This is a genomic window from Nocardia sp. NBC_01327 (assembly GCF_035958815.1).
In the GTDB taxonomy this organism is placed as follows: domain Bacteria; phylum Actinomycetota; class Actinomycetes; order Mycobacteriales; family Mycobacteriaceae; genus Nocardia.
This window is the reverse complement of sequence record NZ_CP108383.1, coordinates 5,343,218-5,358,150: the sequence shown is the minus strand read 5'-3', so window position 1 is coordinate 5,358,150 and position 14,933 is coordinate 5,343,218. Positions and strand designations below refer to the sequence as shown.

Here is a 14,933-nt window from a genome sequence, read left to right as displayed (position 1 = left end):
ATGACCCGCCCCGAGGCGGACCAGCCGCTCGCCCAATCGGTGAAGATTCTGATCGCCGGCGGCTTCGGCGTCGGCAAGACCACCATGGTCGGTGCGATCAGCGAGATCACGCCGCTGCGCACCGAGGAGATCATTACCGAACGTTCCGAGGGCGTGGACGATCTCACCGGTATCGAGGGCAAGACCACCACCACGGTGGGCTTGGATTTCGGTCGCATCACCGTCGATGCCGGACTGGTGCTCTACCTGTTCGGTACGCCCGGCCAGGACCGTTTCTGGTTCCTCTGGGACGAACTGGCGCGCGGTGCGCTCGGCGCGGTCATCCTCGTCGACACCCGGCGACTCGAAAACTCCTTCGCGGCCATCGATTTCTTCGAACGCCGCGGTATCGGCTTCACCATCGGCGTGAACTGTTTCGAGGGTGCGCCGCGCTACAGCCCCGAAGAAGTCCGCGTGGCACTGGATCTGGACGAACACGTCCCGATCCTGCTCTGCGATGCGCGCGACCGCGGTTCCTGCAAGACCGTACTGACCACGCTCGCCGAATATCTCATCACGCGTGCCGTCGCCTGAGTGACTCATTCCGGTGCATGCATCACTGTCGGTGTCAATCATGTTCCCGCTCAACGGGATCTAAGTGACTTATGTGACGTTCGCCCGTTACGTTGTGCCGATGTTCAGAGCGAGGCTCGGGGTCCGGACCCGTGTTCTCGCCATCGCACTCGTCCCGAGCCTCGCGCTGCTCGTGATCGGTGTGGGTGGCGCGGGATATTTGGTGGTAGAGGGCACAAACGCGCGAGATTGGGCGGACGCACTCACCGCCGCCACACCGCTCAGCAAGGAATTGGTGAGCTCGGTGCAGCTGGAACGCCAGCTCACGCTGGCCCAGCTCGCGGGCGACGAACCCAATCCGAAAGGCCTGACCCAGGCCAGGACTCGGCTCGACGACGCGCTGCGCGGTATGGCCGGGACCACCAAGGACATGGAGAACCTCGGCCCCCAGGACGTCAAGGGTGACGTCGGCGGATTCGTCACGCTGAGCCGATCGCTCGCGGCCGTGCGCACCCAGATCGACGCCAATGCCCTTCCGCTGGCCGATGCCTACCAGTTCTACGGACACCTGCTCGACCTGATCTCCATCGGCACCCGCGCCGTGGAGACCACCGCCCCCAATCCCGAGGTCGCGATGGGGACGGCCGAGACGCTGCAGATCGTCTCGGCCTCGGAAATGCTCTCTCGTGCAGCCGCACTGGCCGAGGTCCTGATCAACAACGGCACGCTGTCCCCGGATCTGGCCATCGAGTTCACCCGTGTCGTCGGCGCGTACCGCGTCAATGTCGGCCTGCTCGCCGGTGCGGACGGCAGCAAGGGCGACGCCTCCGGCGCCTCGGTCGTCAATGATCCGGCCTGGCAGAAACTGATCATGATGGAGAACGTGCTGATGGCACGGGCTCTCGATCCCCTGACTGCCGCGCCGCTCAAGAACGGCGCCACCCCGCCGGTCGCGCCGCTGACCTTCACGCCCGCCGAGTGGCACGACGCGGTCAATCAGGTCAACAAGGCGCTGATCGATCAGTGGGACCAGGTCAGCAAGCAGTCGCTGGCCGCGGCCGGTCGCGCCGCCGACAACAGCGCGCGCAACTCCGCCATCGCCGGCGGGGCCATGCTGCTGGTCTCCGCCTCGGCGTTCCTCATCGCGCTGGTGCTGGCCAACCGGATCATCCGGCGGCTCAAGCGCCTTCGCGACCAGACCTTCGTGCTCGCCGATGAGCGACTGCCGGAGATCATGGCGCAGCTGCGCGACGGCAAGCAGGTCGAGGTGTCCACCGAGACACCGGAACTGGACTTCGGCACCGATGAGATCGGCCAGGTGGCCCAGGCTTTCGGCCATGCGCACACCGCCGCCGTGAACGCCGCGGTCACCGAGGCCCGCACCCGCGAGGGTGTGAAGGCGGTCTTCCTCAATATCGCGCACCGCAGCCAGGTCGTGGTGCACCGTCAGCTCGAGGTGCTGGACGAGGCCGAGGCCAAGCAGGAGGATCCGGCGCTGCTGGAGATCTTCTTCCGTCTCGATCACCTCGCCACCCGCGAACGCCGCAATGCCGAGAACCTGATCATTCTCGCGGGCGGTCAGCCGGGCCGGCAGTGGCGAAACCCGGTGCAGCTCATCGAGGTCGTGCGAAGCGGTGTGGGCGAGGCCCTCGACTACACCCGCGTCAAGATCGCCCGGCTGCCCGAGGTGGCCGTGGCCGGCACCGCCGTCGCCGACCTCGTGCACCTGCTCGCCGAACTCGTCGACAATGCCTCGCACTTCTCCCCGCCGCAGTCGCAGGTCGAGGTGCGCGGCAATGTGGTCGGCAAGGGCATCGCCGTCGAGATCGTCGACCAGGGCATGGGCATGCCGGAGTCCGAGATCGCCCGTATCAACGACATGCTGCGCAACCCACCGGATTTCGGCGTCAATACGCTGTCGGAGGATTCCCGCCTCGGCATGTTCGTGGTCGCCCAGCTGGCGGTCCGCAACGGCATCTCGGTGCGCCTGACCGAATCCGACTACGGCGGCGTGCGCGCCATTGTGCTGGTGCCCTCCAGCCTCACCGTATCCACAGGCCGCACCGGTGAAATCCCGGCCGTGCCCAGCGCTTTCGACACCGGGCAGTTCCATGCCGCCCTGGCGGTCGAAACGGCCCGGCAGGCCGAGGCGGCCGCACAGCAGCTCGAACAGCCGCAGCAGCCCCGGCAGCTCGAGCCCCCCGCCGCACCCGCGGCACTCCCCCCGTCCTTCCCGGCCCGGCCCGAACCCCGAGTCCCGGAGCGCCCGATGACATTCGAACCCCAACTGCGGCCGTACGAGCCGCCGACGGAGCCGAACTCGCACCGTCCGCCACCGTTCTCCCAGCCTGAGCCCGATATCGGTTTCCGCTCACGGGAATTCGATCGCTCCCAGTACACTGGCTCGGACGCCCGGCCCGCGCTACCGCGTAGGCGCCGGCAGGCAAGTCTCGCACCGGAATTGGCGCAGGATCAGACGGCTCCCGAGTCGTCCGAACAGCCCACCCGCACGGCCGAGCAGGCCCGAGACCTCATGTCCGCCATCGAAAACGGAACCAGGCAGGGCCGCCGGGCCGATCCCGGTACGGTCGAGCCGACGTCCAAACCATTCCAGGAACGACAGGAAGGCGACGGTGACCACCTCAAACGCTGGTGATCTCAACTGGCTACTCGATGATCTGGTGGATCGGCTCGCAGGCGTGCGACACGCGGTGGTGCACTCCACCGACGGGTTGCTGCTGGGACGCTCGTCCGCCATGAGCAGGGAGGACGCCGAACACTTCGGCGCCATGTCCTCCACCCTCTACGGTCTCGCCCGCAGTGCGGGCAGCCGTTTCGACGGCGGCGGCGTCCGCCAGGCGGTCATCGAACTCGATCGCGCCGTCCTGTTCGTGACCGCGGCCGGCAGCAATGCCTGCCTGGCGCTGCAGGCCAGCGAGCAGGCCAACCTCGGCATGGTCGCCTACGAAATGAATCTGACGGTGCAGCGCGTCGGCACCTACCTGTCCACCACGCCGCGCCATCATCTGGCCGGACAGGTCAACCCCCGGATCTCATGATGGCTCGGCCGGGGGATCATTGGTTCGACGACGCCGCTGGGCCGCTGGTGCGCCCGTACGCGCGCACCGGCGGTCGAACCATGGGCGCAGCGCACGATCTCGACATGCTCACATCGGTGGTGGTTCCCAATGCGGCGCCACCGCTGCGACGTGTCGAACCTGAGTACGGCGACATCGTCCGCCTGTGCAGACTCCCGTTGTCCGTCGCCGAAGTGTCTGCCGCGCTGCGGCTTCCACTGGCAGTGACCAAAATCCTCGTCGGCGACCTCATCTCCGACGGCATCCTCAACTTCCGGTCACCGGTCTCCGACGCGGGGCCCGGAGACCTCAACATTTTGCGAGCTGTACTCGATGGCATCCGAAAACTTTGACAATTCCCGGCCCCTGGCCGCCTCGGTGAAGATTCTCATCGCGGGTGGGTTCGGCGTCGGCAAAACGACTATGGTGGCGGCGCTCAGTGAGATCACGCCGCTCCGCACCGAAGAGCTGATCACCGAACTCTCCGCGGGCGTGGACGATCTGCGCGGCGTGGAGGGCAAGACCACCACCACGGTGGCCCTGGACTTCGGTCGTATCACCATCGACCAGAACCTGGTGCTCTACCTGTTCGGCACGCCCGGACAGGACCGATTCTGGTTCCTCTGGGACGAATTGGCGCGCGGTGCGCTGGGCGCGGTCGTCCTGGCCGACACCCGGCGGCTCGAAGGCTCGTTCGCGGCGATCGACTTCTTCGAACGCCGCGGCGTGGCATTCACGGTGGCGGTGAACTGCTTCGAGGGCGCGCCGGTCTACACCCCGGTCGAGGTCCGCGACGCCCTCGACCTCGACGAGAACATCCCGGTGCTGCTCTGCGACGCCCGAGATCGCGCCTCCGCCAAGAACGTTCTCATGGCGCTGGTGGAATACCTGATCACCAAGGCCGCCGCACCCGGCGGCCAGTTAATCACCCCCTGACCACACTCGCGCCCGTTCCGGAACCCGGAACGGGCGCGATCTGGTTGAGCGGTCCTATGTCAGGGTCCAGTCGTTGTATCGGGTCCACCATTCAGCGGTGTGGCTCGCATCCTGCTCCTGTGTGTGACCGCGCAGATAGCCATCGTCGAACCAATTGCCCTGGTATAAACCGGTTTTGCCGTTGTACCAGTCGATGGTGAAGGTGATCGTCCGGCCCCGGATCTGCCCGCCCGTTATGTCCCCGCCGTAGGTGCTGGTGTGGGCGCGTCCGGTGAACTCCACGAAGGTGTTCGTCTTGTCGGGTCCGGACGTGGAGATGTGGACGTGAAAGCCGAGCGGACTGTCGGTGGTGCCGGACGGGCGTTGATATACATCCCAATCGGTTTGCAGGTCCACCGCGCCGGGCGGTACGGCCGGTGCGGTGACGGTGCCGGAGACGGTGAGGGCAGCGCTCGTGCCGAGGACGAAGAGCCAGGCGCACAGCATTCGTTTCAACGGGGAGAACATGGTCGCTCCTGAAATCAGGTGGTGGCGCACACGATCTGGTGCTGTGAGAGATATCCGAGTGCGTCCCTTCGATATTCATTCGGAGGTGTTCGCGCAGGTCGGCTCGGTCGGGCGTGTCACTCAACGACACGGGGGCCGCGCCGGGCGGATCGGAGTTCGCGCCCGATGGCATCGGCCGCGGCGATCAGCGCGCGTTGCGTCGAGCGCTGGGCGGCAACGGAACTGCGTCCGGTTAGTCCGATGACCCCCAGGGGCCGTTCCTCGGCATCGAGGATGACCGCCGCCACGCAACTCCACCCCAGCGTGACCTGTTCACGTTCGTAGGCCAGTCCGGTGGCGCGGGCTTGTTCGAGCAACAACCGCAGTTCACGGGGTGCGGTTGCCGAGTATCGCGTCAGCGGACGGCAACCGGTCTGCGCGAGTTGCTCACTGAGCGCGTCGTCGAAGGCGCTCTGGAGTCGCCCACCGGCGGTCAGCGCGAAACTCGGGCCGAGCAGGGCACTCGACGGCCACGTCTGCGAACTGATGTCCGCGCGGTACTCGTGACCGAAAACCAGTTGGCGAAAGTCCAGTTCACCGCGGAAGAATTCCCCGCACCAGCTGACCTCGCCGTGTGCGCGCAACGACAGGTCCCGCAGGTACGGCGGCACCACGACGGAGAGACCCTCCGCACGCCCGGCACGGAATCCGTAGTAGGACAGCCGCGGTCCGAGCCGGTAGCCCGCGGGAGTGGCCTCCAGTACGTGATGGCGCACCAGGTCGTTGGCGATGCGGCGAACAGTCGGCTTGGGAATACCGGTGCCATGGGTGAGCGCCGCGAGCGTCAACGGCCCGGCAGCGGCCGCTATCGCGTCGGTGATGGCGACGACGCGGCCGACCACCGTGTGATCATCGGACATCCACGGTCACCCGGGCTTTCCTGTGAGGTCACTGTGACTCGGTCAGTGTGTGATGAGAGTCCAGCAGTGTCAACAGGATTCAGGCAGGGCCGAGAACGTTGCTCCTTCGATGACCGCTACCGCGACCCCTGGTCGCGCAGGCGCGTGACGCCGTCACCGTCGAGTTCATCGCAGTACGCGGTGCGTCAGGCCATCGCCATGATCAATGCCACGGTGGTGCCGGATACCAGCGGCCCGGATCCGGTGGTGAAGGGTCCGTCGATCGCAGCGAGCCGCAGGCCACCGATCCGGCCCTTGGTGAGGACCGGGAGGTTGGTGCCCCGGTAGTACTCGGCGACCTGCGTGAGCGTTTCGATCGGGTAGTCGCGGTGGATGGCCAGTGGTCGCCGGATGTCCTCGCCGTGCACGATCACTTCACCGAGCATTGCCACGGTCGGCATGAGCGGTGTGGTGGTGTTCGTGCCGACTTCCCTGAACCTGTCCAGTGTTTCGGCCGGGCTCGCGCCCATATGCTCGGCCAGTCGCATGGCCACCTGCTTCTCGAAATCGAACCGGCAGCGGATCACGCCCGCCAGCCACCGCACGGGAGTCAGGGTCGCGCCGGCCGTGAGGTGGGCGAGCACCTCGCGCACAGTCAATTCGGTGCACAGCGACTGCGTAGTCCACTGTTCGCCGGTCAGGTCCGCGAGGTCGGCCGCCAGCGCGGCTCGCTCCGCGTGGACGAGCGGCCACATATCGGTGTCGATCATGTCGAGTGGTCTCCTGGTGGGGTCCGGGCATTCTCGGTCGAGAGTGGGACTCTCGCCGTGCGGCAGAATCGTCGCCTGTGGGAGAAGTTCTTTCCGGAACGCCGGCGGATCCGGCGACCGCGCGCGCCGAGGCGGCCGATCTGGCGCGGGCGTGCGGCGGGGACGATGCGGCGTTCAACCGCCTCGTGCAGCCGCTGCGCCGGGAGTTGCACGCGCACTGCTACCGCATGCTCGGCTCGACCCACGATGCCGATGATGCACTACAGGACGCGCTGCTGCGGGCGTGGCGGGGGCTGGGACGCTTCGAAGGGCGGAGCTCGCTGCGCACCTGGCTGTATACGGTCGCCACCCGCGCCTGCCTGGATATCGTTGCCGCCCACGGCAGACGGGCGCTGCCGGTCGACCTCGGCCCGTCCAGTGACCGCGCGGTGCTCGACGGCGCTCCGCTGACCGATATTGCCTGGCTGGGCCCCTGCCCCGATGCGGGACTCACCGACAACCGGGGCCCGGTCGCCCGCTACGAGCAGCGCGAGGCCATCGAACTCGCGTTCGTCGCAGCCCTGCAACACCTTTCGGGCAATCAGCGGGCCGCGCTGCTGCTGTTCGAGGTGCTGGGCTTCTCCGCGGCCGAGATCGCCGCGATGATGGACACCTCGGCCACATCGGTGAATTCGGCGCTGGCGCGCGCTCGCAGGGTCGTCGCGGAGCGGGTTCCGGCCCGCACACAGCAGCAGACGCTGCGCCTGATCGGCGACACCCGGGTTCGAGAACTCGTCACCCGGTACGCCACCGCCCTCGAGTGCGGCGACGCCGACGGCCTGGTCGCACTGCTCACCGAGGACGTCACCTGGTCCATGCCGCCACTGCCGCACTGGTATCGGGGCATCGAGGCGGTCACCGACTTCGCCGTCCAGGTCCCCATGACCCGCTGCCCGAGCTGGCGGCACCTCGTGATCAGCGCCAATGGTCAACCGGCCGTGGCGTTCTACCTCGGCGACGGCGCGGGTGCGCACCTCGCCTGGTCGATCACGGTGCTGACGCTGCGCGGTGAGCGCATCGCCGAGCTCACCTCGTTCCTGGGCCCCGACCACTTCACGCCGTTCGCGCTGCCCCTGTCACTGCCCTGAGGAAGCCGCGATTCGCCTTGCGGCTCAGTTCGGTTCGACCTCGGCAAAATCGCTGATCCAGCGGTGGGGTGGACGCGGCGGGTTCGGCTCCCCCGGCCTGGCGACGCCGACCGCCGACCAGCCCGCGGCGACGGCGGCGTCCAGTTCGTCGGGATGATCCGACAGGAACAGAATGCTCTGCGCCGGAACGCCGATGGCGCCGGCGATCTTCTCGTAGGAGGACGCCTCACGCTTCGGGCCGGCGGTGGTCAGATCGAAATGCCCACTGACCAGTGGGGACAAATCCCCGCCGCGGGCGAATTCGAACCAATCCTTCTGATTGCGAACCGAACCCGACGAGTAGATGTAGAGCTCGAGGCCACGCGCCCGCCAGGCGCGCAGCACCGGTGGCACATCGGGGAAGAACTCGCCGAACAGCGCGCCGTTGCGGAACCCCTCCGCGCAGATGATGCCCTGCGCGGCCTTGAGCGGTTCCGCCTTCACATCCGAATTCAGCCAGCCGATGAGGATCTGCGCCACCTCGTCGGTCCCGGCGTCCGGCCGATCGGCCAGCGCGCGGGTATCGGCCAGAATGGAATCGGCCGCCCCGCCCTGGTTTTCGGCCAGCCAGCCCGGCAACCGGTCGCGGGTGTAGCCGTACAGCTCCTCGCGCACCGAACTGGTCGGGCTGGTGGTGCCCTCGATATCGAGGACGATGACCTTGATCATGCCGTCAGGAGCTCATCGAGGGTCGGGAAGCCGCCGGAGATCTTGTCACCGGTGAAATCGCCGATCCAGCCGTCCTGCTCCTCGAAGAACCGCACCGCCACGAACTCCGGGGTGCTGCCCATATCGAACCAGTGCAGGGTGCCCGCGGGCACCGACACCAGATCGCCCGCGGTGCAGACCGTTGCCAGCACCTCATCACCGAGGTGCAGATAGAAGCAGCCCTGCCCGGCGGCGAAGAAACGCACCTCGTCCTCGGCGTGCCGGTGCTCGTCCAGGAACTTGGTGCGCGCGGCCACCGCCTTGGCGGGCCACTCCGGATCGGACTCGTCCGGGTGGATGCGCGCCACATCGATGAACTTGTAGCGGCCGTCGGCATTGAGTGCCTTGATGCGGTCGTCGTATTCGGCCAGCAGGTCCTCGGTCGCCGTCGCGCCGTCGAGACCCTCGAACAGCGACCAGCGTTCGAAGACGATGCCGCGCTTGTTCAGTTCGGCCGCGATCACCGCGTCATCGGTGGTGCGCAGGGTGACGTCGGCGGCGTCCTTATCGGACATGATCTGCAGCAAAGTCATTCGAGGTTCCTCCTCAGGGAACTAGTTCTCGCCCACCGGGATCTCACGACGCCCGGTCAATGTGATCAATTCGCTCATGGCCTCGAGGCATTCGGCGCGATCGCGGGCCTGGGCCAGACTTGCACCCCATGCCGTAATGCCGTGCCCGGCAATGAAGAGCACCGGCGGGGCATCCGGGTGCTCGATCAGGTACTTCTCGATATCGGCGCCGATCTGCGGGACATCGGCATGATTCGGGAACACCGGAATGTCGATGAGGTCGGGGCGGGCGCCGCCCAGGCCCTTGATCAGCTCGTAGCCGGAAAAGCGCACCGGCTGCGCGGTGGCGCCGCCTGCACCGATGGACAGGGCCGTCGCGTGCGGCGGGTGCACATGCACAACCGCGGTAGCGCCGGTGGTGCGGTAGACGGCGGTGTGAATCGTGGTCTCCGCCGAGGGCTTTCGCGCGCCCGCGACCAGCGGCCGGGAATCGGCCACCGCCACGGTCACCATATCGTCGGCGGTGAGCTCGCCCTTCGACAAACCGCTCGCCGTGATGACGGCCGCATCCGCCTGGCGCACAGAGATATTGCCTGCGGTACCGGGCATCCAGCCATTGCCGTACAGGCCGCGGGCGATCGTCGCGATCGCTTCTCCGCCCTCATGCTGCTCATCCGCCTGTTCGTCCGCGACAGGTGTGGCGAGGGTGGCGAGGAAATCTCCCGCCGCCGCACCGAAGGCGATCGGCTCGTCATCGGGTTCGAAGTCGGCGACCCACTGTGCGTGGAGGCGGTCGCTCAGTGACCCGGACTCGGCGTCGCCGGAAACCGCTCCGAGCACACCGTTTTCGGTGACCACCGCGGTAACCAGGTCCGGAGGTGTCACATCGAAGGCCGGATTGAAGGTCAGCGTGCCCTCGGGAGCCGTTGTCACACCGCCGAATCCGGTGACCTCGGACGCCGCGCGCTGCTCCACCACAATGTCGCCGCCGGTCGCGGTCGCGACATCCCGGGTGGATTCGGGAGCGACCACGATGAACGGAATCCCGTGCCGCTTCGCCGCGATGGCCAGCATGTAGGTGCCGATCTTATTGGCGACCGAGCCGTCGGCGGTAATGCGGTCCGCGCCGACCAGGACCGCGTCCACCCCCTCGGTGGCCATGGCCCACGCGGCCGCCGAATCGATGGTGAGCCGGTGCGGGATACCGGCCTCGGCCATCTCCCAGGCGGTCAGGCGGGCGCCCTGCAGCAGCGGACGGGTCTCGTCCACAATCACTTCCGCGAGCACACCGCGGTCGTGCAGCACCCGCAGTGCGCCGATGGCGGTGCCGACCGTGGTGGTCGCCAGGCGGCCGGTATTGCAGTGCGTGAGGATGCGCAGCGGCCGATCCCCGCAGAGCCGCTGCACCAGATCAGCGGCATGGGTCGCCGCGGCCAGATTCACGCGGCCGTCCTCGGCCAGCATTTCCAGCGCCTCGTCGAGCACGGCCTGCACACCGCCGGGCAGCCGTGCGAGCGCCCGCTTGACCCCCCAGGCCAGATTGACCGCCGTGGGCCGCGCATCCGCGACACGCGCGGATTCCGCTTCCACCTGTCCGGTATTCACCACGCCGTCGGTCGTCGCGGCCAGTGCCGCGAGCACCACACCGAACGCACCGGACACCCCGATCGCCGGAGCGCCGCGGATGGCCAGTGACTTGATGGCGTCGATGAGATCGTCGACCGTCGTGATCCGCAGCTCCCGCAATTGCTGCGGCAGCGCACGCTGATCGATGGTGACCAGGGCACCGTCGACCCACGCGATCGAACTCTCATCCATCTGCATCTGTCCTCTGAGCTTGGCTATATGGGCGCACGTCAACCGTATCGAACACGGATCGCCGCGTGAGCGGCAGGTTTCAGATCAGCGGAATTGGAAACTCCCGACTCCGGGTGCGGGCCTGTCGCACCTGTCGCCCATACCCAAGTATCCTTCCGGTATGGCGAGACAGCGTCGCACCCGAAAGATCACCGTGACGATGCCGGAAGAAGTCGCCGCCACGCTCGATGACTGGCGCAATAAGGGCCGCATCGAATCGATCTCGGCCTTTGTGGCCGAATCCGTGAAGGTCCGTGTCGACCGGGCCGAATCCCTGGCTCGCATCGAGCAGGTCTTCGGCGGCCGGCCACCTCTCGACCTCATCAACCGAGCGCGGGCCGTACAGGGCCTGCCCCCATTATCCGAGGAGGACGCCGCCGGCGACCATGCCGGCGCAGCATGACCTCCGCAGGCTCGACCCTGGGCGGCGTCGTCTTCGACACGGCCGCTCTCACCGCATGGGCTCATCGCGTCGCCTACGTGCAATCGGTGGTCTGGGCCACCGCTGACGCCGGGCACACCATTATCGTTCCGGCCACCGCCCTGGCCGCCGCGCGCGCACTCATCCCGCCCGGCCGCCTCGATATTCTGGCCGTCCTGCTGGACCTGCCCAATACGGTGATCCAGCCCCTCGACCGTCCCGCGAGCGATCAACTCGGCGCCGCCCTCGCCGACCGCATCGACGCGGACTCCCTGATTCCCGCCGGTCACGCGACCATCGAAGCGGTGAGCCGGGATTGGCCCTGTCTCACCGACCGCCCCGACACCCTCCGCAAACTCGATCCCCGCATCCAGACCGACACCCTGCCCTGAGCGCCCGCTGAGAGCTGGTCGCCGACAGCGCATCTCGCGCGTACGTTCAGCGGGTGACGTGGGCGGCTCAGGAAGCTCCGGGGGAATCCGATCGCATCGACTTCGTCCGGGATATCGGTCAGCGCATCGGTGACGGCATGATCGATGCGCTGCAGCCGATCACCGGTGCGGCCACCGTGCCGATTCTCATTCTCTCGCCGCTGCTGGTCATCGTGCTGGTGTGGCTGGTGCGCCGAGCGCGGATCGGTGCGGCTCGTGGCCGATGATGGGTGGGTGAATCGGATTCCGGAGTGGTCGCGCCCTTCCCGCTGGGGGTTGCGCGTCCGGTCGGCGATCGCCTCCGCACTTGTCGTGGGGGCGGTGCTGCTGGTGGCGGCCATGGCCATGCTCTGGCTGCTGCATCGATCACTGCTGCGGGAACTCGATACGACGGCCGGAACCCGGATGGATGCACTCGCGTCCGAACTGTCGCGGATCTCGGCGGAGGATCCGCCGGAGAATGCGGTGGCCGACCTGCCGGGACCGCTGTTCGCCACGGGGAGCCCGATCGAGACGGTCCAGGTGGTGGACGCGGGCGGGCGGGTGGTGCGGTCGTCGGATTCCAATCGTGATGTCCCGCTGCTGGATCCGGCCGCATTCGGGGATCGGGTGATCGGGTTGCGGCCGCATTCGGATGATGACCTGGACTTACGCATTTCGGCCCGTACGGTGGCGACACCGCGGGGGAAGTACACCGTGCTGGTCTCGGTCAGCACCGAATCGGCCGAGCATGCGGTGACCCGGGTGGCGGCGCTGGTGGCGGTGGGCGGGCCGGTGGTGGTCGCGGCGGCCGCGGCGGCGACCTATCTGCTGGTGGGACGCTCCCTGCGGTCGGTGGAGGAGATCCGCCGGCGGGTGACCGGGATCGGTGCGACGGATCTGTCCGAGCGCGTGCCGGTGCCCGCGGCCCGCGATGAGATCGCGCGGCTGGCCGAGACCATGAACGGCATGCTCGCGCGCATCGAGGCCGGTCATCTGGCCCAGCGCCGGTTCGTCGGGGATGCCTCGCACGAATTGCGCAGTCCCCTGGCCGCTGTCACCGCGGCGCTCGAATTGGCGCGGGACCGGCCCGAGGTGCTGGACCGCGATCTCATCGACGACACGCTGCTGCCCGAAACCGAGCGCATGCGGTACCTCATCGAGGATCTGCTCACCCTCGCCGCCGCCGACGAGCACGGCCTCGAATTGCGCACCGGCGATGTCGATCTCGACTATCTCGGAGACGCGCAGGCGGCCGCGCTGCGAGCTCGCGGCACCGTGGCAGTCCGCACCGATATCCGGCCCGCACGGGTCATCGGCGATCCGGCCAGGCTGGCCCGGGTGCTGCGCAATATCGCCGATAATGCTGCCGCACAAGCCGATTCGCAGGTGGGCATCACCATTGCGCAGGACGGGGAACGCGCCAGCATCGTGGTCGACGACGACGGTCCCGGCATCGCCGCGGCCGATCGGGCGCGGATCTTCGGCCGCTTCGTCCGGCTCGAGGCCGATCGCGCGCGGGCCTCCGGCGGCTCCGGGCTCGGTCTGGCGATTGTCGCGGAGCTGGTGGCCGCGCATGCGGGCGCCGTCACGGTCGGCGAATCACCCTGGGGTGGCGCTCGATTCGTGATCGATCTGCCCGTCGCCGGTCCCGGTATCGATCAGCCGATAGCCGACACCCCGTAGCGTTTCGATACTGCTGTGCCCGAAGGGTGCGTCGATCTTCTTGCGCAGATAGCCGACATACACCTCGACCACATTCTCCGGGCCCTCATAGTTCGCGTCCCACACATTGCGCAGGATCTCGGTTTTGGTGACGGCAATGCCCTTGTGCCGCAGCAGGAATTCCAGCAGTCCGAATTCGCGGGGCGTGAGGGTGAGTGCGGTGCCGCCGCGATGCACCGCCCGGCGCACCGGATCGAGGGTGAGATCACCCGCGGCGAGCAGTGACGGCTGCTGCGGGGCGCGGCGGCGCATGAGCGCCCGCAGGCGGGCGATCAGCACAACGAAGGAGAACGGTTTGGTGAGGTAATCGTCCGCGCCCAGATCCAGGGCATCGGCCTGTTCGTAATCACCGTCCTTGGCGGTGAGCATGAGCACCGGCGTCGACACATCGCGCTGCCGCAGCCGCCGCAGCACCTCGTAGCCGCTCAGCTCCGGCAGCATGATGTCGAGCACGATGACATCGAAATCGTCCTCGAGCGCCCACCACAGTCCTTCGCCGCCGGTGTGGGCGAGCTGCACCACAAAACCTTCCAGCTCGAGCCCGCGGGCGATCGTGCGCGCCAATCGCTGCTCGTCCTCCACCACCAGTACCCGCACCGACCAAGCATGCAACAGACCTCCCCCGGACCTGTGCGCCGACCCGGCTTCTCAACTTCCTCTCAGCGGCCGCATGCCATGGTCGACGGATGCCGTCCGCCACCTCACCTCTGCAGGAGAAATCATCGGTGCCCGCGCCCGGTCCGCGGCCACTCCTGTCCGAGCCCGCCGCTCTGGTCGCACTGCTCGTCCTCGGTGCGCTCACGCTCGCACTGACCCTCGCGGTGATTACGCACCCCGATCCGCTCGGCCCGGACGCACGCTGGCTGCAATGGTTCATCGACCATCGCAGCGGCACGCTCACCTCCATCGCCAAGGTGATCAGCGCGCTCGGTGACACCACGACCATGGGAATCCTCGCGGTGCTGATCTGCCTGCTGCTGGCCTGGCGACGGCAGTGGGAGACGGCCGTCTTCTTCGGCATGACCGCGCTGGGTGCGGGGGTGCTGACCTTCGCGGGCAAGCTGCTCATCGGGCGTGATCGTCCGCCGGTCATCGATCACCTGGTCACCGAGACCAATCACTCCTATCCGTCCGGGCACACGCTGGGCTCGGTGGTCATCGTCGGAGCTCTGGTCGCGCTGATACTGCCGCTGCTGCACGGCCTCTGGCGCCCGCTGCTCGTGGTCGTCGCCGGCTGCTTCGTCCTCGCTGTCGGGCTGTCCCGGCTGTATCTCGGAGTGCACTGGCCCACCGATATCCTCGGCGGCCTGCTCTTCGGCGCACTGTGGCTGACCCTCTGCTTCACACTGCTGCGCCCGGTGGCGGTGCGCGGTGCGGCCCTGGTGCCGAAAGCCCTGCGCGGCTAGGTTTTCGC

Annotated in this window: 18 protein-coding genes; 11 read left to right on the top strand and 7 right to left on the bottom strand. The window is 67.6% G+C overall.

The features are described 5' to 3' along the window. The 5 genes from OG326_RS24800 (at position 1) to OG326_RS24780 (ending at position 4,565) form a co-directional block, all read left to right on the top strand. Positions 1-573: a GTP-binding protein gene (locus tag OG326_RS24800; protein WP_327139514.1), complete on the top strand. Its 573-nt coding sequence runs from the start codon at positions 1-3 to the stop codon at positions 571-573. A 100-nt stretch (positions 574-673) separates the two neighbouring features. Then, positions 674-3,208, top strand: coding sequence for a sensor histidine kinase (locus tag OG326_RS24795; RefSeq protein WP_327139513.1), 2,535 nt, complete (start codon positions 674-676; stop codon positions 3,206-3,208). Then, the gene (locus OG326_RS24790; protein WP_327139512.1) at positions 3,186-3,611 is read left to right on the top strand and encodes a roadblock/LC7 domain-containing protein; all 426 of its coding nucleotides are present in this window, start codon (positions 3,186-3,188) and stop codon (positions 3,609-3,611) included. The genes OG326_RS24795 and OG326_RS24790 overlap by 23 nt, the downstream gene beginning before the upstream one ends. Then, entirely contained in the window at positions 3,611-3,982 is a 372-nt protein-coding gene (locus OG326_RS24785) for a DUF742 domain-containing protein (protein WP_327146570.1), read from the top strand. The genes OG326_RS24790 and OG326_RS24785 overlap by 1 nt, the downstream gene beginning before the upstream one ends. After that, the gene (locus OG326_RS24780; RefSeq protein WP_297624611.1) at positions 3,963-4,565 is read left to right on the top strand and encodes a GTP-binding protein; all 603 of its coding nucleotides are present in this window, start codon (positions 3,963-3,965) and stop codon (positions 4,563-4,565) included. Before OG326_RS24785 ends, OG326_RS24780 begins: the two co-directional genes overlap by 20 nt. Positions 4,566-4,619: 54 nt before the next feature. Here OG326_RS24780 and OG326_RS24775 read toward each other — a convergent pair whose 3' ends face one another. From OG326_RS24775 to OG326_RS24765, 3 genes are all read right to left on the bottom strand, one after another. Then, entirely contained in the window at positions 4,620-5,072 is a 453-nt protein-coding gene (locus OG326_RS24775; protein WP_327139511.1) for a hypothetical protein, read from the bottom strand. 116 nt (positions 5,073-5,188) lie between these two features. Beyond that, entirely contained in the window at positions 5,189-5,971 is a 783-nt protein-coding gene (locus OG326_RS24770; protein ID WP_327139510.1) for an IclR family transcriptional regulator domain-containing protein, read from the bottom strand. A gap of 185 nt (positions 5,972-6,156) precedes the next feature. Continuing rightward, positions 6,157-6,720 (bottom strand): maleylpyruvate isomerase family mycothiol-dependent enzyme, encoded by a 564-nt coding sequence (locus OG326_RS24765; RefSeq protein WP_327139509.1) that lies wholly within the window; start codon positions 6,718-6,720, stop codon positions 6,157-6,159. Positions 6,721-6,797: 77 nt separating this feature from the next. Here OG326_RS24765 and OG326_RS24760 point away from each other — a divergent pair, with 77 nt between their 5' ends. Beyond that, positions 6,798-7,847 carry a sigma-70 family RNA polymerase sigma factor gene (locus OG326_RS24760; RefSeq protein ID WP_327139508.1) on the top strand — a complete coding sequence of 350 codons (1,050 nt, stop codon included), beginning with the start codon at positions 6,798-6,800 and terminating at the stop codon, positions 7,845-7,847. Between the two features lie 24 nt (positions 7,848-7,871). Here the strand turns inward: OG326_RS24760 and mtnC are convergent, their stop codons facing one another. From mtnC to mtnA, 3 genes are read right to left on the bottom strand one after another with little or no spacing between them, the layout of a single operon-like run. Further along, positions 7,872-8,555, bottom strand: a complete 684-nt coding sequence (gene mtnC, locus OG326_RS24755; RefSeq protein WP_327139507.1) for an acireductone synthase — start codon at positions 8,553-8,555, stop codon at positions 7,872-7,874. Next, complete coding sequence (locus OG326_RS24750) at positions 8,552-9,127, bottom strand: 1,2-dihydroxy-3-keto-5-methylthiopentene dioxygenase (RefSeq protein WP_327139506.1); 576 nt, start codon at positions 9,125-9,127, stop codon at positions 8,552-8,554. Before OG326_RS24750 ends, mtnC begins: the two co-directional genes overlap by 4 nt. A 21-nt stretch (positions 9,128-9,148) precedes the next feature. Further along, complete coding sequence (mtnA, locus tag OG326_RS24745) at positions 9,149-10,924, bottom strand: S-methyl-5-thioribose-1-phosphate isomerase (protein WP_327139505.1); 1,776 nt, start codon at positions 10,922-10,924, stop codon at positions 9,149-9,151. Between the two features lie 160 nt (positions 10,925-11,084). On the opposite strand from mtnA, the gene OG326_RS24740 reads away from it, so the two are divergent. The 4 genes from OG326_RS24740 to OG326_RS24725 are packed head-to-tail and all read left to right on the top strand — an operon-like array spanning position 11,085 to position 13,480. Further along, on the top strand, positions 11,085-11,366 hold the full coding sequence (locus tag OG326_RS24740; RefSeq protein WP_327139504.1) for a hypothetical protein: 282 nt from the start codon (positions 11,085-11,087) through the stop codon (positions 11,364-11,366). After that, positions 11,363-11,776 (top strand): hypothetical protein, encoded by a 414-nt coding sequence (locus tag OG326_RS24735; protein WP_297624636.1) that lies wholly within the window; start codon positions 11,363-11,365, stop codon positions 11,774-11,776. Before OG326_RS24740 ends, OG326_RS24735 begins: the two co-directional genes overlap by 4 nt. Before the next feature lie 53 nt (positions 11,777-11,829). Next, positions 11,830-12,042: a hypothetical protein gene (locus tag OG326_RS24730; protein ID WP_327139503.1), complete on the top strand. Its 213-nt coding sequence runs from the start codon at positions 11,830-11,832 to the stop codon at positions 12,040-12,042. Continuing rightward, a complete protein-coding gene (locus tag OG326_RS24725) occupies positions 12,032-13,480 on the top strand; it encodes a sensor histidine kinase (RefSeq protein ID WP_327139502.1) in 1,449 nt (482 codons plus the stop codon). The genes OG326_RS24730 and OG326_RS24725 overlap by 11 nt, the downstream gene beginning before the upstream one ends. Here the strand turns inward: OG326_RS24725 and OG326_RS24720 are convergent. After that, on the bottom strand, positions 13,397-14,116 hold the full coding sequence (locus OG326_RS24720; RefSeq protein ID WP_327146569.1) for a response regulator transcription factor: 720 nt from the start codon (positions 14,114-14,116) through the stop codon (positions 13,397-13,399). The genes OG326_RS24725 and OG326_RS24720 overlap by 84 nt on opposite strands. Positions 14,117-14,205: 89 nt before the next feature. Between OG326_RS24720 and OG326_RS24715 the strand changes: the two genes are divergently transcribed. Continuing rightward, the gene (locus OG326_RS24715) at positions 14,206-14,925 is read left to right on the top strand and encodes a phosphatase PAP2 family protein (RefSeq protein WP_327139501.1); all 720 of its coding nucleotides are present in this window, start codon (positions 14,206-14,208) and stop codon (positions 14,923-14,925) included. Positions 14,926-14,933 lie beyond the last annotated feature (8 nt).